Source organism: Mesorhizobium sp. CA12, assembly GCF_020165255.1.
GTDB lineage: Bacteria > Pseudomonadota > Alphaproteobacteria > Rhizobiales > Rhizobiaceae > Mesorhizobium.
In genome coordinates this window covers 1-21,737 of sequence record NZ_JAIUHT010000009.1, presented here as the reverse complement: position 1 = coordinate 21,737, position 21,737 = coordinate 1, and the positions used below count along the sequence as shown (strand labels likewise).

Annotated in this window: 26 protein-coding genes; 20 read left to right on the top strand and 6 right to left on the bottom strand. The window is 64.9% G+C overall.

Annotated features, from left to right (window positions below; translation table 11 throughout):
- Window positions 1-610 precede the first annotated feature (610 nt).
- Together LB520_RS16175 and LB520_RS16170 are read right to left on the bottom strand one after the other, a co-directional pair.
- Entirely contained in the window at window positions 611-1,675 is a 1,065-nt protein-coding gene (locus LB520_RS16175) for a TraB/GumN family protein (protein ID WP_224638147.1), read from the bottom strand.
- Window positions 1,676-2,044: 369 nt separating this feature from the next.
- Window positions 2,045-2,983: a tyrosine recombinase XerC gene (locus tag LB520_RS16170; protein WP_224638146.1), complete on the bottom strand. Its 939-nt coding sequence runs from the start codon at window positions 2,981-2,983 to the stop codon at window positions 2,045-2,047.
- A gap of 112 nt (window positions 2,984-3,095) precedes the next feature.
- Here LB520_RS16170 and rimM point away from each other — a divergent pair, with 112 nt between their 5' ends.
- Both rimM and trmD read left to right on the top strand, forming a co-directional pair.
- A complete protein-coding gene (gene rimM / locus LB520_RS16165; RefSeq protein ID WP_224638145.1) occupies window positions 3,096-3,695 on the top strand; it encodes a ribosome maturation factor RimM in 600 nt (199 codons plus the stop codon).
- Window positions 3,692-4,390 carry a tRNA (guanosine(37)-N1)-methyltransferase TrmD gene (gene trmD / locus LB520_RS16160; protein WP_224532134.1) on the top strand — a complete coding sequence of 233 codons (699 nt, stop codon included), beginning with the start codon at window positions 3,692-3,694 and terminating at the stop codon, window positions 4,388-4,390. Before rimM ends, trmD begins: the two co-directional genes overlap by 4 nt.
- On the opposite strand, the gene LB520_RS16155 is transcribed toward trmD, so the two are convergent.
- Complete coding sequence (locus tag LB520_RS16155) at window positions 4,372-5,124, bottom strand: sulfite exporter TauE/SafE family protein (RefSeq protein ID WP_224532135.1); 753 nt, start codon at window positions 5,122-5,124, stop codon at window positions 4,372-4,374. The genes trmD and LB520_RS16155 overlap by 19 nt on opposite strands.
- A 342-nt stretch (window positions 5,125-5,466) precedes the next feature.
- On the opposite strand from LB520_RS16155, the gene rplS reads away from it, so the two are divergent.
- The 6 genes from rplS to leuC all read left to right on the top strand — a co-directional run bounded on the left by rplS (window position 5,467) and on the right by leuC (window position 10,561).
- Window positions 5,467-5,988, top strand: a complete 522-nt coding sequence (gene rplS / locus LB520_RS16150) for a 50S ribosomal protein L19 (protein WP_095769549.1) — start codon at window positions 5,467-5,469, stop codon at window positions 5,986-5,988.
- 250 nt (window positions 5,989-6,238) lie between these two features.
- Window positions 6,239-7,036, top strand: coding sequence for a basic amino acid ABC transporter substrate-binding protein (locus LB520_RS16145; protein ID WP_224549879.1), 798 nt, complete (start codon window positions 6,239-6,241; stop codon window positions 7,034-7,036).
- 261 nt (window positions 7,037-7,297) lie between these two features.
- Window positions 7,298-8,104, top strand: a complete 807-nt coding sequence (locus LB520_RS16140) for an amino acid ABC transporter permease (protein WP_224638144.1) — start codon at window positions 7,298-7,300, stop codon at window positions 8,102-8,104.
- Window positions 8,105-8,225: 121 nt separating this feature from the next.
- A complete protein-coding gene (locus LB520_RS16135) occupies window positions 8,226-8,876 on the top strand; it encodes a class I SAM-dependent DNA methyltransferase (protein ID WP_224638143.1) in 651 nt (216 codons plus the stop codon).
- A gap of 49 nt (window positions 8,877-8,925) precedes the next feature.
- Complete coding sequence (locus LB520_RS16130; protein ID WP_181174941.1) at window positions 8,926-9,078, top strand: hypothetical protein; 153 nt, start codon at window positions 8,926-8,928, stop codon at window positions 9,076-9,078.
- 73 nt (window positions 9,079-9,151) lie between these two features.
- Window positions 9,152-10,561: a 3-isopropylmalate dehydratase large subunit gene (gene leuC / locus LB520_RS16125; RefSeq protein WP_224638142.1), complete on the top strand. Its 1,410-nt coding sequence runs from the start codon at window positions 9,152-9,154 to the stop codon at window positions 10,559-10,561.
- 63 nt (window positions 10,562-10,624) lie between these two features.
- On the opposite strand, the gene LB520_RS16120 is transcribed toward leuC, so the two are convergent.
- Window positions 10,625-10,930, bottom strand: a complete 306-nt coding sequence (locus LB520_RS16120) for a hypothetical protein (RefSeq protein WP_095769553.1) — start codon at window positions 10,928-10,930, stop codon at window positions 10,625-10,627.
- Between the two features lie 160 nt (window positions 10,931-11,090).
- Here LB520_RS16120 and LB520_RS16115 point away from each other — a divergent pair, with 160 nt between their 5' ends.
- Window positions 11,091-12,287: a sensor domain-containing diguanylate cyclase gene (locus LB520_RS16115; protein ID WP_224638141.1), complete on the top strand. Its 1,197-nt coding sequence runs from the start codon at window positions 11,091-11,093 to the stop codon at window positions 12,285-12,287.
- A gap of 162 nt (window positions 12,288-12,449) precedes the next feature.
- On the opposite strand, the gene LB520_RS16110 is transcribed toward LB520_RS16115, so the two are convergent.
- Complete coding sequence (locus LB520_RS16110) at window positions 12,450-12,797, bottom strand: hypothetical protein (RefSeq protein WP_095769555.1); 348 nt, start codon at window positions 12,795-12,797, stop codon at window positions 12,450-12,452.
- Between the two features lie 344 nt (window positions 12,798-13,141).
- On the opposite strand from LB520_RS16110, the gene LB520_RS16105 reads away from it, so the two are divergent.
- The 8 genes from LB520_RS16105 to LB520_RS16070 all read left to right on the top strand — a co-directional run bounded on the left by LB520_RS16105 (window position 13,142) and on the right by LB520_RS16070 (window position 19,305).
- Entirely contained in the window at window positions 13,142-13,693 is a 552-nt protein-coding gene (locus LB520_RS16105) for a hypothetical protein (protein WP_224638140.1), read from the top strand.
- 292 nt (window positions 13,694-13,985) lie between these two features.
- Entirely contained in the window at window positions 13,986-14,408 is a 423-nt protein-coding gene (sdhC, locus tag LB520_RS16100) for a succinate dehydrogenase, cytochrome b556 subunit (RefSeq protein WP_224638139.1), read from the top strand.
- The gene (gene sdhD, locus LB520_RS16095) at window positions 14,408-14,803 is read left to right on the top strand and encodes a succinate dehydrogenase, hydrophobic membrane anchor protein (protein ID WP_224638138.1); all 396 of its coding nucleotides are present in this window, start codon (window positions 14,408-14,410) and stop codon (window positions 14,801-14,803) included. The genes sdhC and sdhD overlap by 1 nt, the downstream gene beginning before the upstream one ends.
- Window positions 14,804-14,807: 4 nt before the next feature.
- The gene (gene sdhA, locus LB520_RS16090) at window positions 14,808-16,643 is read left to right on the top strand and encodes a succinate dehydrogenase flavoprotein subunit (protein WP_224638137.1); all 1,836 of its coding nucleotides are present in this window, start codon (window positions 14,808-14,810) and stop codon (window positions 16,641-16,643) included.
- A gap of 2 nt (window positions 16,644-16,645) precedes the next feature.
- Window positions 16,646-17,080 (top strand): DUF3052 family protein, encoded by a 435-nt coding sequence (locus LB520_RS16085; RefSeq protein ID WP_095769560.1) that lies wholly within the window; start codon window positions 16,646-16,648, stop codon window positions 17,078-17,080.
- Entirely contained in the window at window positions 17,080-17,859 is a 780-nt protein-coding gene (locus LB520_RS16080; RefSeq protein WP_095769561.1) for a succinate dehydrogenase iron-sulfur subunit, read from the top strand. Before LB520_RS16085 ends, LB520_RS16080 begins: the two co-directional genes overlap by 1 nt.
- A gap of 7 nt (window positions 17,860-17,866) precedes the next feature.
- Window positions 17,867-18,676, top strand: coding sequence for a DNA polymerase beta superfamily protein (locus LB520_RS16075; protein WP_224547086.1), 810 nt, complete (start codon window positions 17,867-17,869; stop codon window positions 18,674-18,676).
- The gene (locus LB520_RS16070; RefSeq protein ID WP_224638136.1) at window positions 18,673-19,305 is read left to right on the top strand and encodes a YceH family protein; all 633 of its coding nucleotides are present in this window, start codon (window positions 18,673-18,675) and stop codon (window positions 19,303-19,305) included. The genes LB520_RS16075 and LB520_RS16070 overlap by 4 nt, the downstream gene beginning before the upstream one ends.
- A 216-nt stretch (window positions 19,306-19,521) precedes the next feature.
- Here the strand turns inward: LB520_RS16070 and LB520_RS16065 are convergent, their stop codons facing one another.
- On the bottom strand, window positions 19,522-19,947 hold the full coding sequence (locus tag LB520_RS16065; RefSeq protein ID WP_224638135.1) for an OsmC family protein: 426 nt from the start codon (window positions 19,945-19,947) through the stop codon (window positions 19,522-19,524).
- 105 nt (window positions 19,948-20,052) lie between these two features.
- Between LB520_RS16065 and LB520_RS16060 the strand changes: the two genes are divergently transcribed.
- From LB520_RS16060 to LB520_RS16050, 3 genes are all read left to right on the top strand, one after another.
- Window positions 20,053-20,379, top strand: coding sequence for a hypothetical protein (locus tag LB520_RS16060; protein ID WP_224638134.1), 327 nt, complete (start codon window positions 20,053-20,055; stop codon window positions 20,377-20,379).
- The gene (locus LB520_RS16055) at window positions 20,376-20,732 is read left to right on the top strand and encodes a YciI family protein (protein ID WP_095769565.1); all 357 of its coding nucleotides are present in this window, start codon (window positions 20,376-20,378) and stop codon (window positions 20,730-20,732) included. Before LB520_RS16060 ends, LB520_RS16055 begins: the two co-directional genes overlap by 4 nt.
- Before the next feature lie 144 nt (window positions 20,733-20,876).
- Entirely contained in the window at window positions 20,877-21,407 is a 531-nt protein-coding gene (locus LB520_RS16050; RefSeq protein ID WP_224638133.1) for a hypothetical protein, read from the top strand.
- Window positions 21,408-21,737 lie beyond the last annotated feature (330 nt).

Here is a 21,737-nt window from a genome sequence, read left to right as displayed (position 1 = left end):
CTCACGGACCTGAATGTCCACTGCGCTCCGGTTCTCGAAAGCCGCGCCAGCTGACTCACCGGAGCGAGTTTCTTAAGGGCCTTTCTCGCGCCTATCCTAACCAAAACGGCCCGCCTTTGGCGGGCCGTTTGTCGTCAAGCTGTAGCCGGATTACTGGGCCGGCGCAGGTGCCGGAGCCGGAGCCGGGGTCGGCGTAGGCGTAGGCGTAGGCGCCGGAGCTGGCGTGGGAGCCGGGGTGGGCGCCGGAGTTGGCTCAGGCGCCGGAGCGGGCGTTGCAGGCGCCGGGGCAGGCGTGCTGGCCGCCGGCGGCTCAGACGGGGCGGGCGCATGCTCGCCGCCGCTTCTGCCAAAGACATAATACGCAACAATGGCCAGGATAATGACAACAAGGGCGATCAGCCACCCGCTGCCGCCACCACCGCCACGCGTTGGGGGAGGCGTGCTCGAAGGGGTGTAGGGATCGTTAGGGTTCGCCATGAAACGTGTCCTCCTTGGATGAAAGTCATCAAAATAACAGCCATCAACGCGCTGAGCCCGCATCGGGTTTCACGCGAACGGACGGAAAGCGCTGAAAAACCGGCGTTTTCAGGCCCGCCAGCCGCCAGACGACTCAGTTGACGGCGGTAACACTATACCCTGCCTTGCGAAAATCCTCGACCAGTCCTTCCGGGCCGGGCAGATGCATGGCGCCGACGGCCATAAAGACGTTGCCCTTGGCCAGAATCGGCCCGGCATGCGCCGCCATCACCTTGTTGCGGCTGGTGATCATGGTCTGCTCGAAGGCGGCATAGCCGGCCTTGTCGTCCGCCGTCTCCGGCAGCACGGCGCGGAACAGCGGCCAGAACATGCCGACCTCGCCACGCTGGTAGAGCACGATCATCGTCTCGTTGACGTCGTTCACCTTGTCGCCGAGCTTCATCGTCTCGACCAGGCTCTTCATGTGGAATTCGATCGGCAGCGAAGCCATGGCGCGCAATTGATCGACGGCGGTTTCGAGCCCTTCGACATCCTTTCCCGAGGCCTTGGCGTCCGAGGCAAGCTTGACGTCCAGCACGGGTTCGCCGGCGCTCTGGCGCGCCACCTCGCAGGCCGGCAACGCCATCATCGCCGACAGGATCCACGGCTTCATCTTGGCGACCGTCGCCGGCGGGATGCCGCGCGCGTCGAGCCCCTTGTCCAGCGCCGCCGCATCGTCCCGCGACAAGAGCGACGACAGGGTGGTGTTGTCGGTGAACATCATCAGGCCGGGTTCGCTGGCCATCGCGGCCATCATCTTGGCCTTGTCCATTGCGTCGGTGGTTTCAATGACGATTGTGCCGGCGCCGTCATAGGCTTTCTGCGCGGCGGCCGGCAGCGTCGTGACGCGCGTATCGGTCATATGCATGGTGCCGAACAGATAGGACGGTTTTTCGCCGGGCTTCTCCAGCTTCCACAGCAGGCCCTTGCCGTTGGGTACGGCCGCGGCCTCGGTCTCGACCTTCTTGAAGGCGGCGGGATCGTTCTTCTCCAGCGCCGTCAACAGATCGGCGCCGGCGCAATTGGGCGCTGCGGCAAGCGCCCGGCCGGCAAGCAGCAGGACGGCCAGGAAAGACAAGAAGAACAGCAGGTTGAGCGCTGCAAGCAGCTTCAACGAGACCAGGGCCGCGCGGTCGGCGATGGCGATGACGCGTTTCATGAAGAAGCATCTTAGCGCCGAAAAGCGGCAAAACGGTTAATCGGATCGGGGAAATTGTCTTCGGTCGGTTCTGGTTTGCGGCGTAGACGTTCTGCGGGTTGGCGACGCGTATGGACATGGCGCGCCTTGGTGGTTAGCGGAAACGCCCATCACGTCGTCATCCACGGGCGAAGCAAGGAGCGAAGCGACGCGCGCAGACCCGAGGATCCATGCCGTGCCTTCAAAGCGCCGCTGCGGCCCAGAATTCTGCACCGTTGCACCCCACGGCCGAGTGCACGGCATGGATTCCAGGGTCTGCGCGCGTCGCTCCGCTCCTTGCTTCGCCCTAGAATGACGAGTTCGGAGGGCTCCGAATGGCCTCAGAAGCGATCACGCCCTTGGGTGCGCCTTCTCGTAGATGTCGAGCAGCCTCGCGGTGTCGACGCCGGTATAGATCTGGGTGGTCGACAGGCTGGCGTGGCCGAGCAGTTCCTGGATGGTGCGCAGGTCGCCGCCGCGGCCGAGCAGGTGGGTGGCGAAGGAATGCCGCAAGGTGTGCGGCGTCGCGGTGTCGGGCAGGTTGAGCGCCGAGCGCAGTTTCGCCATCTCGCGCTGGACGATGGCCGGGTTGAGGGGGCCCCCACGGGCGCCACGGAACAGCGGGCCGTCGGGACCAATGTGGAAAGGGCAGAGCCGGCGGTATTCGGCAACCGCCTTACGGGCCACCGGCAGCACCGGCACCAGCCGCGTCTTGCCGCCCTTGCCGGTGACGCGCAGCACACTGTCGGCTTCCGCTGCGAGATCGGCGCCGGTCAGGCCCAGCGCCTCGGAGATGCGCAGGCCGGAGCCGTAGAGCAGCGTCAGCACAGCGGCGTTGCGTGCGGCGATCCACGGCTCTTCCGCCAGTTGGCCCTCCATCGCCACGACCTGCCTGGCGTCGCTTGCCGTCAGCGGCTTGGGCAACGATTTCGGCTGGCGCGGCGCGCGCAGGGCTGCGGCGCCTGCCGCGTTGACCATCCCGCGTTTTTCGAGAAAGCGCAGCAGCGAGCGGATGCCGGCAAGGCCGCGCCCCAGCGTGCGGGCGCCGGCGCCTTCATTGCGCCGCGCAGCGAGGAAGCCGCGCAGATCGGCCGGCCGCAGCTCGGCAATGTCGGAGATGCCCGGCGCGCCGCCGCAATGGCCGGTCAAGAAATGCAGGAACTGGCGGGTGTCGCGCTCATAGGCCTCGACCGTCTCCGGCGACAGGCGGCGCTCATGCGCCAGCGTTTTCAGCCAGGTCTCGCGGGCCGCCTGAAGGTCGGGTTTTGCCGGGATGAGGAATTCCTGCATGGGCTTTTTCCGTTTTTGGCAGTTTCGGACGTGCGGGTTAGGAAGCGGTGAAGAGGCCGTCATTGAAATGACGGCTTGAGGGGATTAGAGCAGGGCAAAGGAAGCGCCGCCGATGCCGAAGCTCGAAAACCCCGTACAGATGGCCGTGATCGGTGCCGCGCACGGCATCAAGGGCGAATTGCGGGTGAAAACCTTCACCGGAGACCCGCTGGCGCTGGCCGATTACGGCCCGCTTTATGCCAGGGACGGCCGCGTCTTCCAGATCACCGATATCAGGCCGGCCGGGACTGTGGTGGTCGTGCGTTTCAAAGGCGTCGGTGACCGCAACGCCGCCGAGGCGCTGGCCGGCACCGAGCTTTTCGTCGACCGCTCGGTGTTGCCCGACGACGGCGAGGAGGACGAATTCTATCACGCCGATCTCATCGGCCTCGATGTCAGGGACGATACGGGCGTCATCGGCAGGGTCGTCGCCGTGCATAATTTCGGTGGCGGCGACATACTCGACGTCACGCTTGCCGGTCGCAAGGGCGTGCTGATACCGTTCACGCAGGCCGCGGTGCCGCATGTCTCGATCGCCGACGGATTCGTTGAGGTCAACCCTCAGGCGGCGGGGCTGGTCGAAGACGAAGAAGGCGACGAAGCGCCCAGGAATGCCGGCTTCGACCCGAAGGGTCGGCCGCGCGGACCGAAGGATGCCGGGGGCAACCGGTGAGCTTTGCCGCCTCGGTGCTGACGCTCTATCCGGAGATGTTTCCGGGCGCGCTCGGCCTGTCGCTGGCCGGCCGCGCGCTGGAGGCCGGAACTTGGTCGCTCGAAGCGATCCAGATCCGCGATTTCGCCACCGACAGGCATCGCACCGTCGACGACACGCCGGCCGGCGGCGGCGCCGGCATGGTGATGCGCGCCGATGTGCTGGCGAAGGCCATCGACCACGCCGCGCCTCCGGGTGATAAGCGCCCAAGGCTGCTGATGAGTCCGCGCGGCAAACCGCTGACGCAAGCGCGCGTGCGCGAGCTCGCCGCCGGCCCGGGCGCGGTCATCCTGTGCGGCCGCTTCGAAGGCGTCGACCAGCGGCTGATTGAGGCGCGGGGACTGGAGGAGGTCTCGGTCGGCGATTTCATCCTGTCGGGCGGCGAGCCGGCAGCACTTGTGCTGCTCGATGCCGTGGTGCGGCTGCTGCCGGGCGTCATGGGCAATGCCGTCTCGGGCGAGGAAGAAAGTTTCGAGAACGGGCTGCTCGAGCATCCGCATTACACGCGGCCGCAGGAATTCGAAGGCAGGCCGATACCCGACGTGCTGATTTCCGGCAACCACAAGAAGATTGCAGAATGGCGTCGCGCGGAGGCCGAGAAGCTGACGCGGGAACGGCGGCCTGACTTGCTGCGCGCTCAGCCCTTGGTGAAATAATAAAAGGCCAGGAACAGGCCAACGGCGACGACGAAGCCGCGCACGACGCCCTGCGGCACGCGCTTGGCGATCCAGACGCCGGCATAGCCGCCGAGCGCGCCGCCCGGGATCATGACGATCGCCTGCGGCCAGGCGACAACGCCGCCCGAAACGAAGACCAGGATGGCGATGGCTGCGATCACCACGGCCAGCATGTTCTTCAGCGCGTTGAGCCGGTGGTAGTCGCCGGCCTGCGTCAGGCCGAGCGTCGCCAGCATCATCACGCCCATGCCGGCGCCGAAAAAGCCGCCATAGACGGAGGTCGCGAACTGGGCGAGCGATCCGGCGAATGAGCCGACCTTGGCTTCGGCCCCAGGCTTGGGCGCCGGTTTCAGCCACGGCCCGGCGGCGAACAGCGCGGTGGCGGCGATCAGCAGCCAAGGCACCAGCGCGCGGAAGGACGGGTTGGAGAGCGCAAGCAGGATCAGCGAGCCGGCCAGCGCGCCGAGGGCGGAGATGACGCAGAGCAGCAGCGCCTGGCGCCAGAAATGCCTGATGTCGTCGAGATAGGCGAGCGTCGAGGTGATGTAGCCGGGAAATTGCGTCACCGAGGAGGTGGCATTGGCGACGATCGGCGGCAGGCCGACCAAGCTCATGGCCCCGAAGGTGACGAAGGTGCCGCCACCGGCGACGGCATTGACCGCGCCGGAGACAAAACCCGAGAGAAAGAGCAAGGCGGCATCGAAAAAAGTCATTTCCCCGCTTAGGAAGCTTGCAAGCCGCGCGCAACCCGGCACGACCGCAGCAAACATGGGGCCATGGACGCAAAATAGCCCCAAAGCGCTCGTTTCGGTGCATGTCGTCGTCCCGGAACCGCGCCCAGTTCCGGGTGACATGCATTAGGGCGTGACAAAGCGGCAAAATGGCTGTATGTGCCCGCCCGAACCGGAAGAACGATCTTCTGGACCCGTCAACAAGTGCGGTGTAGCCGTCCCTGCCCGATGTTTCGACAAAGGGCATAGCCGAGCGGTCATTGGAACTGCAAGGCGAGCGCAGGACGCTCTGACTGTCGGAAGAACAAGAAGTGGATATTTGAGATGGATCTCATCCGTCAGCTCGAGGCCGAACAGGCCGCCAAGATCGAAGCCAAGCGCAAGCTGCCCGAATTCCAGCCGGGCGACACCGTGCGCGTCCAGGTGCGCGTCACCGAAGGCACCCGCACCCGCGTCCAGGCCTATGAGGGCGTCGTCATCGCCCGCGCCGGCTCGGGCTTCCAGGAGAATTTCACCGTACGCAAGATTTCCTACGGCGAAGGCGTGGAGCGCGTTTTCCCGGTCTACTCGCCGATGGTCGAGGGCGTCGAGATCGTGCGCCGCGGCAAGGTTCGCCGCGCCAAGCTCTATTACCTGCGCGACCGTCGCGGCAAGTCGGCCCGCATTTCGGAAAACACCGGCGTACGCGCCCGCAAGCTGAACGACGAAGAGCGCGATGCGCTGAACGCCGAACGCGCCCGCATCGAGGCCGAAAAGGTCGCCGCCGCCCAGGCGCTGGCCGCCGAGACGGCCGCCAAGGAAGCCGCCGAGAAGAAGGCTGCCGCCGAGGCCGCTTCGGCCGAATAAGGTTTTGCGAGACAGGTTTCGGAAAGGCGGCTTCGGCCGCCTTTTTTCGTTGTGCAGCTCTCGCAAGCGTGCGGAATTTGATCGAAGCCTTCGCGTTTCGAAACCATCCTTGAAGAGCACTGGATTGCGCATTCACGCGCCGCGGCAGTGCGGAGCGGCTTGCAAGGCGCTTGCGGCAAGCTAAAGTCGGCGCCGGATTTTCTCTTGGCGCGTGAACATCGCGCGGCCAATCATCTTCGGGGAGTTTGTCATGACCAAGTCGAAACTGCTGCTGGCCGCCATGGTGGCCTGGCTTCTCGCGCCTGTCGCGGCGCTCGCCGACAATTTGCCGGACCTCGGCGGCAGGAAGGTCGTGGTGGTGACGGAAAACGCCTATCCGCCGCTGCAGTTCATCGACAAGAAGACCGGCAAGCAGATCGGCTGGGAATATGACGCGATGGACGAGATCGCCAAGCGGCTGAACTTCAAGGTCGAGTACCAGAACACCTCCTGGGACGCGATGATCCAGGCGGTTTCCGACAACCAGTACAACATCGGCATGACCGGCATCACCATCAAGGACGACCGCAAGGAGAAGGTCGACTTCTCCGATCCCTATATGCGCTCGGAGCAGTTCATGCTGGTGCGCGGCGACGAAAGCCGCTTCACCGACGCCAAGAGCTTCGGTGCCTTCAAGGACGGGCTGATCGGCGCCCAGCCGGGCACCACGCCCTTCTACACCGCCGTCTACAGCGTGCTCGACGGCAATGAGCAGAACCCGCGCATAAAGCTGTTCGAGACGTTCGGCGCGACCGTGCAGGCGCTGAAATCGGGCGACGTCGACGTTGTGCTCACTGACGGCACCGCCGGCCAGGGCTATGTCGATGCCTCCGAAGGCAAGCTCAAGCTGATTGGCGGACCGCTCGGCACCGAGGATTTTGGGTTCATCTTCCCGAAGGGCTCGGACCTGGTGAAGCCGGTCAATGCCGCCATCGCTTCGCTGAAGGCCGACGGCACGTTCGACAAGCTCAACAAGAAGTGGTTCCTCGATTACAAGATGGGGCAGTGAACTCGTCTTGTTGCGCGCAGTGAGTTTGCAGGAAATTGCGCTGACATTGCGCCCAGGCCCCCCTCTCTGCCCTGCCGGGCATCTCCCCCTCAAGGGGGGAGATTGGCAGCTCCGACCACGGCGCTCTTCATTCAACGTCGGTGATTGGCGAAAGCCCACGCAACGTTCGATCTCCCCCCTTGAGGGGGAGATGGCCGGCAGGCCAGAGAGGGGGGCCTGGGCGCTATCTTCTCGAGACGTCCGCTCCATCGGCACCGCCTGATGCCGACACCCACATCCAAGCCCGAATTCCCCTGGTGGCTGGCGGCTGCGGCCATCCTTGCCTTGGCCGCCGCTGTCGCCATCGCCTCCAGCGACCTCTATGCGCAAGTCTTCGCCACCGTCGCCAAGGGCATCGGCATCACCATCTTCGTCACTGCGGTCGCTTTCGCTTTAGCCTCCGCCTTCGGGCTCGGCATCGCGCTGATGGCGCTGTCGGGATCGCAGTGGCTGCGCCAGACCGCGCGCTTCTATGTCGAGATCATCCGCGGCGTGCCGATCCTGGTGCTGTTGTTCTGGATCGCCTTTGCCGGCGCGCCGGCCTTCGTCGCCGCCTGGAATGCGCTGACCGCGCCGCTGCAGGGCGCCGGCCTGATCGGCGAGCTGCTGGTGCGCGACGTCTCGCTGCTCTGGCGCGCCATCATGGCTTTGACCATCGGCTACTCGGCCTTCATCTCGGAAGTGTTCCGCGCCGGCATCCAGTCGGTCGAGAAGGGCCAGATCGAGGCGGCCAAGGCGCTCGGGCTCAGCCGAGTCCAGCGCTTCCGGCTGATCGTCTTCCCGCAGGCGATCCGCACCATCCTGCCGCCGCTCGGCAACGACTTCGTCGCCATGGTCAAGGACTCCTCGCTGGTCTCGGTGCTCGGCGTCGCCGACATCACCCAGATGGGCAAGGTCTATGCCGCGGGCTCCTTCCGCTTCTTCGAGACCTATTCGATCGTCGCCTATATCTACCTGATCCTCACCGTCGGCCTGTCGCTGGCGCTAAGGGCGCTGGAACAGCGGCTACGTCGCCAGCATCAGGAATAGCCGGCAGCAAAAGTCCGCGCTGCCTCTTTGTTTTTGACGCAATTCCGGACGGAAATCCGGTTCCCACTTTTCCTGGAATTGCTCTAGCTTGGGTCATGTGCATCCGGCGGAGGAGATACCCATGAATTTCGACAAGGCCAATGCGGCGCTGGACTCCGTCTATTCGGCCGACTCGCCGGAAGGCCTCGCCAAGGCCTATGCCGAATGGGCCGCAACCTATGACAGCGAGACCGCCTCGCTGGGCTACCTTCTGCCTTTCCTCATCACCGCCTGGGTGGCGCGGCACGTGCCGGCGAGCGAAGGTCCGCTGCTCGACGCCGGCTGCGGCACGGGCCTGTCGGGGCCGTCGCTGAAGGCTCTGGGCTATGGCGACATCGCCGGGCTCGACCTCTCCGACGACATGCTGAAGATCGCCGGCAGCCGCCAGGCTGATGGCAAGCCGGCCTATAGCGAGCTGAAGAAAGCGATGCTCGGCGGCCCGCTGCCCTGGCCCAACCGGCATTTCCGCGCCTTCTTCTCGACCGGCGTCTTCACCATCGGCCACGCGCCGGCTTCGGGATTGCATGAACTGGTGCGCATCACCAAAAGCGGCGGCCACGCCATCTTCACCGTGCGCGACCAGGTCTTCGAGAGCGGCGGTTTTCAGGCAGTGTTCGACCAGCTGGCGCAGGCGGGGAAATGGCGGCTGGTCGAGGAAAGTCCGTGGTTCCGCTGCTATGCCATCGGCGACCCGGAGGCGCTGGTGAAGACGTTTGTGTTCGAGGTGGTGTGAGCGCAGCCTTCCCCTTCTCCCACAGGGGGAGAAGGGGAAGTCGCGCTAATTGCCGAAAAGCCAAAACATTGCTATCTACCGCGCCATGGAAAAGCTTTTCAGCGATCCGGCCTATAAGGGTTTCGTGCTGCAGGACAGAAAGCGCCTGCCGTCGCGTTTCTCCGCGCGCGTCTGCGGCGCGCTCACCAGCCGACTTCGCTGAACCGACCGATCGCAGTCGTCGCGCCGGATTGCCGGCGTCCTTTTCCCATTCTCATATCGACGGATTTACGCACATGAGCGCACCGCGCACCCTCTACGACAAGATCTTCGACGACCACACGGTCGACCGCCAGGACGACGGCACCTGCCTGCTCTATATCGACCGCCACCTCGTGCACGAGGTCACCAGCCCGCAGGCCTTCGAAGGCCTGCGCATGAGCGGCAGAAAAGTCCGGCATCCGGAAAAGACGCTGGCCGTGGTCGACCACAACGTGCCGACCTCGCCCGAGCGCAAGTTCGGCATCAAGAACGAGGAAAGCCGCATCCAGGTCGAGGCGCTCGCCAGGAATGCCAAGGATTTCGGCATCGATTATTATTCCGAGAACGATATCCGCCAGGGCATCGTCCACATCATCGGGCCCGAGCAAGGCTTCACGCTGCCCGGCATGACCATCGTCTGCGGCGACAGCCATACCTCCACGCATGGCGCGTTCGGCGCGCTTGCGCATGGCATCGGCACGTCCGAGGTCGAGCATGTGCTGGCGACGCAAACGCTGATCCAGCGCAAAGCCAAGAACATGCTGGTGCGCGTCGACGGCCAACTGCCGGAAGGCGTCACCGCCAAGGACATCATCCTCGCCATCATCGGCGAGATCGGCACCGCCGGCGGCACCGGCTACGTCATCGAATATGCCGGCGAAGCGATCCGCTCGCTGTCGATGGAAGGCCGCATGACGATCTGCAACATGTCGATCGAAGGCGGCGCCCGCGCCGGCCTGATCGCGCCGGACGAGACGACCTTCGCCTATGTCAAGGACAAGCCGCGCGCCCCGAAGGGCGCCGCCTGGGATGCGGCGCTCGCCTATTGGAAGACCCTGCAGTCCGACGAAGACGCGCATTTCGACAAGGTCGTGGTGCTCGACGCGCAGAAACTGCCGCCGATCGTCTCCTGGGGTTCTTCGCCCGAGGACGTCGTCTCGGTGCAGGGTACCGTGCCCGATCCGCAAGAGATCGCGGACGAGAACAAGCGCAGCTCGAAGATCCGCGCGCTCGACTATATGGGGCTGACGCCCGGAACCAAGATCACCGACATCGAGCTCGACCGCGTCTTCATTGGTTCCTGCACCAATGGCCGCATCGAGGACTTGCGCGCCGCAGCCAAAGTGGTCGAGGGCAAGAAGGTCAATCCGCGCGTCAATGCCATGATCGTGCCGGGTTCGGGCCTGGTCAAGGAACAGGCGGAGGCCGAGGGCCTCGACAAGATCTTCGTCGCCGCCGGCTTCGACTGGCGCGAGCCGGGCTGCTCGATGTGCCTGGCCATGAACGACGACCGGCTGAAGCCGCATGAACGCTGCGCCTCGACCTCGAACCGTAATTTCGAGGGCCGGCAGGGCTTCAAGGGCCGCACCCATCTGGTGTCGCCGGCCATGGCGGCGGCCGCGGCGATCGCCGGCCACTTCGTCGACATCCGCGACTGGAAGTAACAGCCGGCCGCGTCTCTCAACAAGGGCCCGGACACGACGTCCGGGCCTTTTGCTTTCAGCGATCTATCTGCGAATGATCTCGTGAAACTCCTCGCGCCGGCCGGGCTCGTCGGCGGCGACGACCAAGGCCAGCTGCCGCTCGTCGAAAATCCTGAACCACTCGTCCCACTCCACGAGTTCGTAGCCGCCGCTGTTGATCGGACGCTCCGGGCGGTCGGTGTCTTCATAGGCCTGCTGCCCAAAAACCAGCCGCAGCATGGGCTGCGTTCCGGCTTCGGGCGAGACGTCGACGATGGCCGGGAAGCCGGCGCGCGCCGCCGCCCAGGAGCGGATTTCATCGTGGTTCGTCAAAGTGATCGTGCCCGCCATCTCGATCGTCTCCCGTCTGGCGTCTCCTGTCTGGCCGGACAACGCCGCTCCGGCAGGCCGGTTCCGCGTGGCATGCGATGTATCTATCGAGACTTAACCGCTTGTTTGGGCTTGCGTCCTAGTATCTCCCGTTGGGTAAGTTGGGAAAAGTCGCAGTCTTTTGGACACCGGTCTGCTCATAGCGCTGCTCAATCCGACGATAGCGCTGGCGCTCGGCGCTGCGTTCCTCGTGCTGTGGTCCTATCAGCGCCATCGACCGTATCTGGCTGTGCTCGGCGCGAGCTACTGCCTGTCGGCGCCGGGTTTCCTGCTGCAATATTTCACGCTTCCGATCGGCGTGGCGCTGACCAAGCTCGTTTCCAACATCTGCTTCACGATCGCGGCCTGCTGCCTCTCCAGCGCGATCATCGCGCGCTACGGGCGGCGCGTGCCCTATGTCGGGATCGGCATCGTGACCGGCGGCGGGCTCGCCGCCTTCATCTGGTTCATGTTCGTCCAGCCGGACCTCACCTGGCGCGTGCTTGCGATGAATTTCGGCTTCGGCGCGCTCAGCCTGCTGGTCGGCGCCGAGCTGAGAACGGTGCGCCACAACGGCCCAACCGAGAAAATCCTGCTCGTGCTGTCGCTGCTTTCGGGGCTGAACTTCATCGCCCGCACGCTGATCGTCGTTATCGCGCACGGGCCGTTCCACGGCTATGACGGGTTCTACGGATCGTCCTACTGGACGACCGCGCTGCTTTCGCACGCGCTGTTGTCGCTGCTGACCGCGCTTTGCCTGTTCACGGCGGCGGCGCTCGATGTGATGAGGGCGCTGAAGGACGAGACCCATACCGACCCGCTCTCGGGCATCCTCAATCGCCGCGGCTTCGAGGAGCGGGCGAACCTGTTGCTCGACCAGTGCGGCAAGGCCGGATTTCCCGTCGCGCTGGTGCTTGCCGATCTCGATCACTTCAAGGCGCTGAACGACCGGCACGGCCATGAGGCAGGCGACCGGGTGATTGCCGACTTCGCCGCCAAGCTGCGTTCCGCCACCGGCGCGCGCGGGGCCGCCGGCCGCATCGGCGGCGAAGAGTTCGCCGTGCTTCTGCCGCTCAGCGACCTGGGGGCGGCAAGGCTCTTTGCCGAAGCGATCCGCGCCTTCTATTCGGCCGGCGCGATCGAGGGCCTGCCGCCCGGCGTCAGGGTGACCGCCAGCTTCGGCGTCGCCGCCCGCTCCGGCAGGGAAGGGCTGATGCCGTTGATGCGGCGCGCCGACGAGGCGCTCTACAAGGCCAAGAAGAACGGCCGCGACAGCGTGTGCCTGTCCTATGAGAGACCTGAAACCGCCTTCGCTGCCGAGCCGCTCGCCGTCGGCTGATCGCAGGCTAACGCGGACCGTCCAATGAAGGGGGATGTGGGCAGCGCGGACTTCAGCCTGATGATCAACCTGCTTGTCGCGAGGCTGTTGGGGCGCCGCGCGGTTGCCGTCCATGACACCAGGCGCGTGTCAGGCTGTGGCGGAGCCGAACGCCGACGGCCTTCAGCGGCAAGGATTGAGATTGGGCATCTCGCCGTCGGAAAGCCCGTACATATAGGAACGGCCCTTGACCAGCACCGGCGGCTGGTAGCAGCCGGGCGCGCCAGTCTCGTCCGCATCGTCATAGATCACATCCGGCTGGCCGCCGGTGTATTGGGAAAGTTCTTTCGCGAGCTTGCCTTCGCCGACGATGATGCGCTTGTAGCCGGCGGCGCTGTCGATGACGAGATTGCCGAAGGAATCGGCATAGACGCGGTCGTGATGGCGCAAGCCGGCCTCGGCCGGCGCGGCGATCGCCAGCGCCGCCAGCGTTGCGGCCGCGAGGCTTATCCGCACTGAATTCGAACGCATGTCGCTCTCCCTGGTCGGCGCGCGGATCGCGCGCCTGGAATCCGGTTCGAATCGGAAGTTAACTCTTTCTTAACCTTTGTTAAGAGGCGGGAGGCTTTCGGCGCCGGTTCTTAAGGAACATGGTTAATTTTCGAGGATCGAGCTCCATCAGGCGACGGGCGCGGTTCTGGATAACCGGCTGACCCAGGGTCAACTTGATCTTGCGGCGCCGCATGGCTACAGCGGTCCACCGTCTCACCGAAAGGGCAACCGCCTATCTCGTTGTTTCGATGCAATTCCGGACGGAAGGCCATGGCGAAGGCGCCGAACCCAACCGTTCACACTTTTCCTGGAATTGCTGTAGCGTGCCGCGCACGAAAGGGCAGCGCATGAGCTTTGGCCGCACGGTTCGAGTGTCGATCGCCATCCCGCTGCTTCTCGCGGCCGCGGCCTGCGTGCCGCAGGACGGCGCGCCAAAGGTGGCGAATGCCGCGGCGCCCGCCGCCACGCCTGCTCCTCCCCCGCAATCCGCCGCACCCGCGACGACGCCGGCAGCTGCAACGCCCGCCATACCTGCAACGGCCCCGGCAGCTACAACGGCGCCAGTACCTGCGAGGGCGAAGGCGCCTGCAACGCCTGCGCCCGCAACCAGGATCGTCACCGACCTTACCGTGCCGCGTTCCGGCGTCGGCACGGCCACCTACAGATGCGGCAATGGCGGCATGATCACCATCCAGAATCTGGGCAACGCATTGCGCGTCATGCGGCCCGATGGCACGGCCGAAGAGTTCGCGGCCTCGCCCGCCAACCAGAGCAGCCGCTACCAGGAAGCAGCGACCCATGACGCAATCGTGATCGACGGACGCGAGGCGCTGGTGATGAAGAGGGGATCCACCCCGCAGACTTGCAGGCGCTGAGGTGCGACGATATTCGGGTGAGGCCGGCCCGCGGGATTCCGACGCGGCCGGCCGCCGCGTCGGTCATCTGATTGCTGCGCTGCAGCGAACGCTGCGCCGGCTTCGAAACAGCCGCTAATCGATTGAAGCGCGCGGCCCTCAATTTGTCAGACTAAATGATGTTTCCAAAACGATTTTCCGGCTTTGACGCGGTGCAAAAAGAGCATTAGAAACCGGCTGTCCGAGGCCATAAATGGGGGCGGCAAACGCCGTATTCCCATCGCGGCATTCGGGATGCCGAACTGGGGGAGCCATGAGCAAATCACCAGCCACCCGCGCAGTTGCCAGACGTGAACGGCCGCTCTCGCCGCATCTGACGATCTACCGGCCGCCGATCACGATGACGATGTCGATCATCCATCGCATCACCGGCGGGGCGCTCTATTTCGGAACGCTGCTGGTGGCGGCGTGGCTGATCGCCGCTGCGAGCTCGCAGGCCGCCTTCGACTGGGTCAACTGGGCCTTCGGCTCCTGGCTCGGCCGGCTGGTCCTGTTCGGCTACACCTGGGCGCTGATGCACCACATGCTGGGCGGGCTGCGCCACCTCATCTGGGACGCCGGCGCGGGACTGGAAAAACACACAGCGTCCAGGATCGCCTGGGCGACGCTCGCCGGCTCGATCGTGCTGACGCTGCTGATCTGGATCGCCGGCTACATGGCGCGGGGAGCTTTGTGATGAGCGCGAACAATTTGGACATGCGCACGCCGTTGGCGAAAGTGCGGGGCCTGGGCTCGGCGCGCGAGGGCACGCAGCATTTCTGGCGCCAGCGGCTGACGGCGATCGCCAACATACCGCTCATCCTGTTCTTCGTCGGCTTCCTGATCGCGGTCAACGGCCATGACTACACGGAAGTGCGGGCGGCGCTTGCGAATCCGTTCGTGGTGGTCGTGCTCGGGCTGGTGCTGATCTCGCCGCTCTACCACATGCGCATCGGCATGCAGGTGATCATCGAGGATTACGTGCATGGCGAAGGTATGAGGCTGGCGCTGATCGCTCTCAACACCTTCTTCTGCGTGGCAGTCGGTGTCGCTTCGCTGTTCGCCCTGCTCAAACTCGCATTCGGAGGCTGACGTCTTGGCCAACGCAAATACAGCCAGCACGGCTGCCGCCTATACTTTTGTCGACCATAAATTCGACGTTGTGATCGTCGGTGCCGGCGGCGCCGGCCTGCGCGCCACGCTCGGCATGGCCGAGCAGGGATTGCGCACCGCCTGCATCACCAAGGTGTTCCCGACGCGCTCGCACACCGTCGCCGCGCAGGGCGGCATCGCCGCCTCGCTGTCGAACATGGGGCCGGACTCCTGGCAGTGGCACATGTACGACACCGTCAAGGGCTCGGACTGGCTGGGCGATGTCGACGCCATGGAATACATGGTGCGCGAGGCGCCGGCCGCCGTCTACGAGCTCGAGCATTACGGCGTGCCGTTCTCGCGCACCGAAGAGGGCAAGATCTACCAGCGGCCGTTCGGCGGCCATATGATGAACTATGGCGACGGTCCGCCGGTGCAGCGCACCTGCGCGGCCGCCGACCGCACCGGCCACGCCATCCTGCACACGCTCTACGGCCAGTCGCTGAAGAACAACGCGCAGTTCTTCATCGAATATTTCGCGCTCGACCTGATCATGGAACCGGACGGCACCTGCACCGGCGTCGTGGCCTGGAACCTCGACGACGGCACAATCCATCGCTTCTCGGCCAAGATGGTGGTGCTGGCGACCGGCGGGTATGGGCGAACCTATTTCTCCGCCACCTCGGCGCATACTTGCACCGGCGACGGCGGCGGCATGGCGGCCAGAGCCGGGCTGCCGCTGCAGGACATGGAGTTCGTGCAGTTCCATCCGACCGGCATCTACGGCGCCGGCTGCCTGATCACCGAGGGCGCGCGCGGCGAAGGCGGCTATCTCGTCAATTCCGAGGGCGAGCGCTTCATGGAGCGCTACGCGCCGTCGGCCAAGGACCTCGCCTCGCGCGACGTCGTCTCGCGCTGCATGACGCTGGAGATCCGCGAGGGCCGCGGCGTCGGCAAGAACAAGGATCACATCTTCCTGCATCTCGACCATCTTGACCCGGCCGTGCTGCACGAGCGGCTGCCGGGTATTTCCGAGTCGGCCAAGATCTTCGCCGGCGTCGACCTCACCAAGGAGCCGATCCCGGTGCTGCCGACGGTGCACTACAATATGGGCGGCGTGCCGACCAATTACTGGGGCGAGGCGCTCAATCCGACCTTCGACAATCCGGACCGCGTGTCGCCCGGCCTGATGGCGGTAGGCGAGGCCGGCTGCGCCTCGGTGCATGGCGCCAATCGGCTCGGCTCCAACTCGCTGATCGACCTCGTCGTGTTCGGCCGCGCGGCGGCGATCCGCGCCGGCCATGTGATCGACCGCAAGTCGGCGATCCCGTCGCCCAACGCGGCCTCGGTCGAGAAGATCATGGAGCGCTTCGACAGGCTGCGCCATGCCAACGGCTCGACGCCGACGGCCGTGCTGCGCGAAAAGATGCAGCGCGCCATGCAGGAAGACGCCGCCGTATTCCGCACGCAGGAATCGCTGGAGAACGGCTGCAGGCGCATTTCGGAACTCTGGGGCGAGCTCAAGGACATCAAGGTCACCGACCGCTCGATCATCTGGAATTCCGACCTCGTCGAGACGCTGGAGCTGGAAAACCTGATGGCCAACGCCATCACCACGGTTTACGGCGCCGAGGCGCGCAAGGAGAGCCGCGGCGCGCATGCGCGCGAGGATTTCTCGGCGCGCGACGACGCCAACTGGCGCAAGCATACGCTGGCCCATCTGAGCGAGGACGGCAAGGTGACGCTGACCTACAGGCCGGTGCATACCGAGCCGCTGCTGGCCGAAAAGGACGGCGGCATCAGCCTGGCCAAGATCGCGCCGAAGGCGCGGGTGTATTGACCATGGCGCAGGCGACCACGGGATATTCCGGCACGCCGCTCCCGGCCAAGCTTGGCCTCAGGGACGGCATGGTCGCCGCCTTTATCGCGCTGCCGCCAGAGCTCGATGCGCTGACCGAGGCGGTGTCCTTTGCCGGCGTCGACAGGCTCGCCGAGTGGTCGGCGATCTCGGGCAGCCGGAAATACGATGCCGTGCACGCCTTCACCCGGCAGCGCGCCGAGGTCGAGGACGGCCTGGCCGGCATCGAGACGGCGATCAAGCGCGACGGCATGGTCTGGGTCTCTTGGCCGAAGAAGGCATCGAAAGTGCCGACCGACGTCACCGAGGACGTCATCCGGTCGGAGGCGCTGAAGCGCGACCTGGTCGACGTCAAGGTCGCCGCCGTGAACGAAATCTGGTCCGGGCTGAAGCTCGTCATCCGAAAGGACCGCAGGTAATGGTCGAACTCACGCTTCCCAGGAACTCGAAGGTCCAGCAAGGCAAGACCTGGCCGAAGCCGGAAGGCGCGACCAACCTGCGCGAATACCGCATCTACCGCTGGTCGCCGGACGATGACGCGAATCCGCGCATGGACACCTATTTCGTCGACATGGACGATTGCGGGCCGATGGTTCTCGACGCGCTGTTGTGGATCAAGAACAAGATCGATCCGACGCTGACGCTGCGCCGTTCCTGCCGCGAAGGCATTTGCGGCTCCTGCGCCATGAACATCGACGGCTCCAACACGCTGGCCTGCACCAAGGGCGTCGAGGACATTTCCGGCGCGGTGAAGATCTATCCGCTGCCGCATATGCCGGTGATCAAGGACCTGGTGCCGGACCTCACCAATTTCTATGCCCAGCACGCCTCGATCGAGCCGTGGCTGAAGACGGTCTCGCCGACGCCCGCCAAGGAATGGCTGCAGAGCCACGAGGACCGCGAGAAGCTCGACGGGCTCTACGAATGCATCCTGTGCGCGTGCTGCTCGACCTCCTGCCCGAGCTATTGGTGGAACGGCGACCGCTATCTGGGCCCGGCCACGCTGCTGCAGGCCTATCGCTGGCTGATCGACAGCCGCGACGAGGCGACGGGCGAGCGGCTCGACAATCTCGAAGACCCGTTCCGGCTCTATCGCTGCCACACCATCATGAACTGCGCGCAGACCTGCCCGAAGGGGCTCAATCCCGCCAAGGCGATCGCCGAGATCAAGAAGATGATGGTGGAGCGGCGCGTTTAGGCTGGGAATGTCGCTGCCTGCCGATTTCGCACCGGATGCGGTCGCGGCGATCCGCGCGCGGCTGGACACGGCCCGTGCGCAGGGTGCGCGAATTCTTTTCGCCATCGAAAGCGGCAGCCGGGCCTGGGGTTTTCCGTCGCCGGACAGCGATTATGATTGCCGTTTTGTCTATATACGTTCCGTGGCCGAACACCTCGCGCTGGAGCAGCCGCGCGACGTGATCGAGTTTCCGCTTGAAGGAGAAATCGACGCTGGCGGTTGGGATCTTCGCAAGGCCTTACTTCTGGCTCTTGGCGGCAATGCGGTGATCGTGGAATGGGCCAAGTCGCCGATTGTATATGAGGAAGCGAAGGGTTTTCGGGACCGCCTTCTCGACCTACTTGCCGAGATCGTCGATCCAGCTAGGGTCTCGCGCCACTATCTGGGCCTCGCGCGATCACATGTGGCAAAGATCGGCAGCTTTGCCGGAGAGGTGAAGCTCAAGAAGCTCTTCTACCTGATCCGCCCGATCGTAGCCCTGGACTGGATGGAGCAGCGCGACTTTGTCAGGCTGCCGCCGATGAATATGGTCGACTGCCTAGCCGAGACCGAGATTCCAGCAAAGGCAACCAGCGAAATCCGGCGGCTTATCGAGAAAAAACGCGTGACGCGCGAGCTGGGTACTGGCTCTATTCCGACCGAGATCGCGCGTTATCTCGAAGCGCGTTATGGTCACCACGAGATGAACTTGGCCGGTTCAGTCCGCGACGAGGCGCGGCAGGCGCGCAACCGCGCCCTGGCGACGGATTTCTATCGCAGGGAGGCAGAAAGCCCATGACCGATCTTCCCATCCTGTCCGCCGTCGAAGCGCGTGTGCTGGGCTCGCTGATCGAGAAGAAGGAACTGACGCCGGACGTCTATCCGCTGACGCTCAACGGCGCGCACCAGGCCGCCAACCAAAAGACGGCGCGCGAGCCTGTCATGGCGCTGGAGCTGACCGAGATCCGGCGGGCGCTGAGCACGCTCGAGCAGAAGGGGCTGGTGCGCCAGGTCTTCGCCTCGCGGGTTGAGCGCTACGAGCATCTGATGGCGCAGCGCTTTTCGCTGACCACGCCGCAGATCGCGGTGATCGGCCTCTTGCTGCTGCGCGGGGCGCAGACGGCGCATGAATTGCTGGCCCGTTCGGAGCGGATGGCGCGCTTTGCTTCGATTGAGGAGCTGCGCGGCAATCTCGACCTGATGATCGGCCGCCGGCCGCCGCTGATCCAGCTGCTCGAACGCGCGCCCGGCCAGCGCGAGGAGCGCTATGTGCATCTGCTGAGTGGTCCGGTGGAAGCGGCAGCGGCGGCGGCGGCGTCCTGGCAGCCGGCGGCGACATCTTCGGACACCGACCTCGAGGCGCGGGTCAAGGCGCTGGAGGAAGAGGTCGCTGGGTTGCGCGCCAAGATTGAGGCGCTGGGCGGTTAGCTCACTGGAAAGGCTGGCGCGAGGCGCCCCCCTCTGTCCTGCCGGACATCTCCCCCTCAAGGGGGGAGATTAGCAGTTCCGGCGCCGGCGCCCTTCTTTCACCGTCGGCGATTGGCGAAAGCCGACGCGACATCTGATCTCCCACCTTGAGGGGGAGATGCCTGGCAGGGGAGAGAGGGGGGCGAAGGAATGCCTGCCGGCGGCTAGAAAGCGCCGTTACGCCAGCCTGGCATCCAACGACACATTGATCGCTCCCAGCGCCTTCGACACCGGGCATTCGGCCTTGGCCTTCTCGGCCAGCTCCTTGAACTTCGCCGCGTCGATGCCCGGCACCTTGCCGACCAGGGTGAGGGCGCTGCCGGTGATGCCGGTGCCGGGCACCAGCGTCACCACGGCCTTGGCGTCGAGCTCGGCGGCCGGCGTGCCGTTTTCGGCCAGGAAGTGCGACAGCTGCATGGCGTAGCAGCCGGCATGCGCGGCGGCGACCAGCTCTTCCGGATTGGTGCCGGATTTGCCGCTCTCGTCCTCGAAACGCGCCTTGAACGAATAGGGCGTGCCCTTCAAGGTGCCGCTCTGGGTGTCCAGCGTGCCGTTGCCTTCCTTCAGATTGCCTTTCCAGACGGCGTTTGCGGTGCGGTCCATGGAATCCTCCTGCCTTGTCGGGGTTTGCGCCGGCGGGCGCCGACGTTCCCAGGAACTATAGCGCGGGCGCGGCGGAAGACCATCCATGGCCCGGCATGATTGTGCTTGCGCGAGGCGCTTCGAAAATTCTCAAAAAAAGAGCATGTAAAAATGTCGACTTCCCGTCTGCCCGACCGTCCTGCGGGCGGCCACTCCCGGCCGATGGAGGTTAAGATGGACAATCTGTTTCTTGCGGTCTGGGGAAAGCCCGAGCGAAAAGGGAGGCGACTTGAAGAGTTCTGGCTCGATCCGCCGGCGCTTGGCTTCGGCCGGCTGGCGGCGGCCATCGCCATCATCGGCGTCGCGACATGCCTGCTCGACCATGCGGCGACGGCAGGCAAAACCGACGCCGTTGCCTCCTATAATTTATCGACGAAAGGAAGCTCGAAATGAAATATGTGCTGCTGGTCTATGGCGAGGAAAAGGACCTCTACGCGCTGACCCCCGAGCGCATGGCCAAGCTCGATGCCGACTCGCTCGGCTATGATCGGGAGCTCGACCGGCAAGGCAAGCTGGTCATCGCGCAGGCGCTGCAGTCGGTGAAGACGTCGAAATCGCTCCGGCGGCGCAAGGGCAAGGTGCTGGTGACCGACGGCCCCTTCGCCGAGACCAAGGAGCAATTGCTCGGCTTCGTCATGGTCGAGGCGGCGGATCTTGCCGAGGCGCTCGACATCGCGGCCAAGATCCCGCTGGCGGAGCTCGGCACGGTCGAAATCAGGGCGATCTACAACGTGCCGGGCTCATAGCCGCCGGTCAGCATGGGCGCGGCATCGGTTGAAGCTGTCTCTTGCTGGAAACATCTTCAGGGTTTCTTCACCGGCCGCAACCGTTGCGTGTTGAAGCGATGCCGCGCTTCTTTTATCGTCGCCGCGATTTCGGGGGAATTCGGCATGCCTTTCCTGATCGCTATTCTCGGCCTGCTCGGAGCGGCCGCCATCTGGTGGTACCGGCTGAAATATATGAGCGACGCCGCGCGCGAGGTCGCCGATGTCGTCGGGCGCGTCCGAGGCAACATCCGTCGCAAGAAATTGCGCAATCAGGCCGCGCTCTCACCGCTGACCGCGATCGACGATCCGGTGGTGGCGGCGGCGACGCTGATCACCGCTATCGTCGCGGAGCACGGTCCGGTCCTGTCGCAGCGCGAGGCGGTCATTCGCGAGGTGATCGCGCAGATCGCGGACAGCCAGAAGAAGACCGACGAGGCGGTCGTCTACGCCAAATGGGCCGCCGCGCAGATCGACGACACCACGATCGTCATCGACAAGCTGGCGCCGTTCCTGCGCGAGCGCCTCGATCCGCATGAGCGGGACGACCTGCTCAGGATGTTGAACCGCGTCGCGCAAGGCGGCGGGCAGAGCCTTAGGATCGCCGACCAGCGGATGCTGAAGCTGCGGCAGAAGCTGGGATTCGAGGTGAACTAGAATTCAGGTGAGGCCGGCCTGCAAATGGTGGCTTCCTGCGCTTCCGGTGCTCACGTACGGAAAGTACGCTCCGCTCCGGTTCTCGGAAGCCACCATTTTCGACTCGGCCTGACCTGAATTTGCCACGGCGCCCCAAGGCGATCAGATCGCCTGCCTTCGTGATTGGCCGAAACGCCTCTCGTCTCGTCATTCTATGGCGGAGCAAGGAGCGAAGCGACGCGGCGCAGACCATAGAATCCTGTGTGTTGGTTCCGGTGTATGGTTGAAGTGGGAAGGAGACCGAATGAATCCTGGTCGTCCTTTCGGACAGGCCGTGGCATGGCTCGGTCC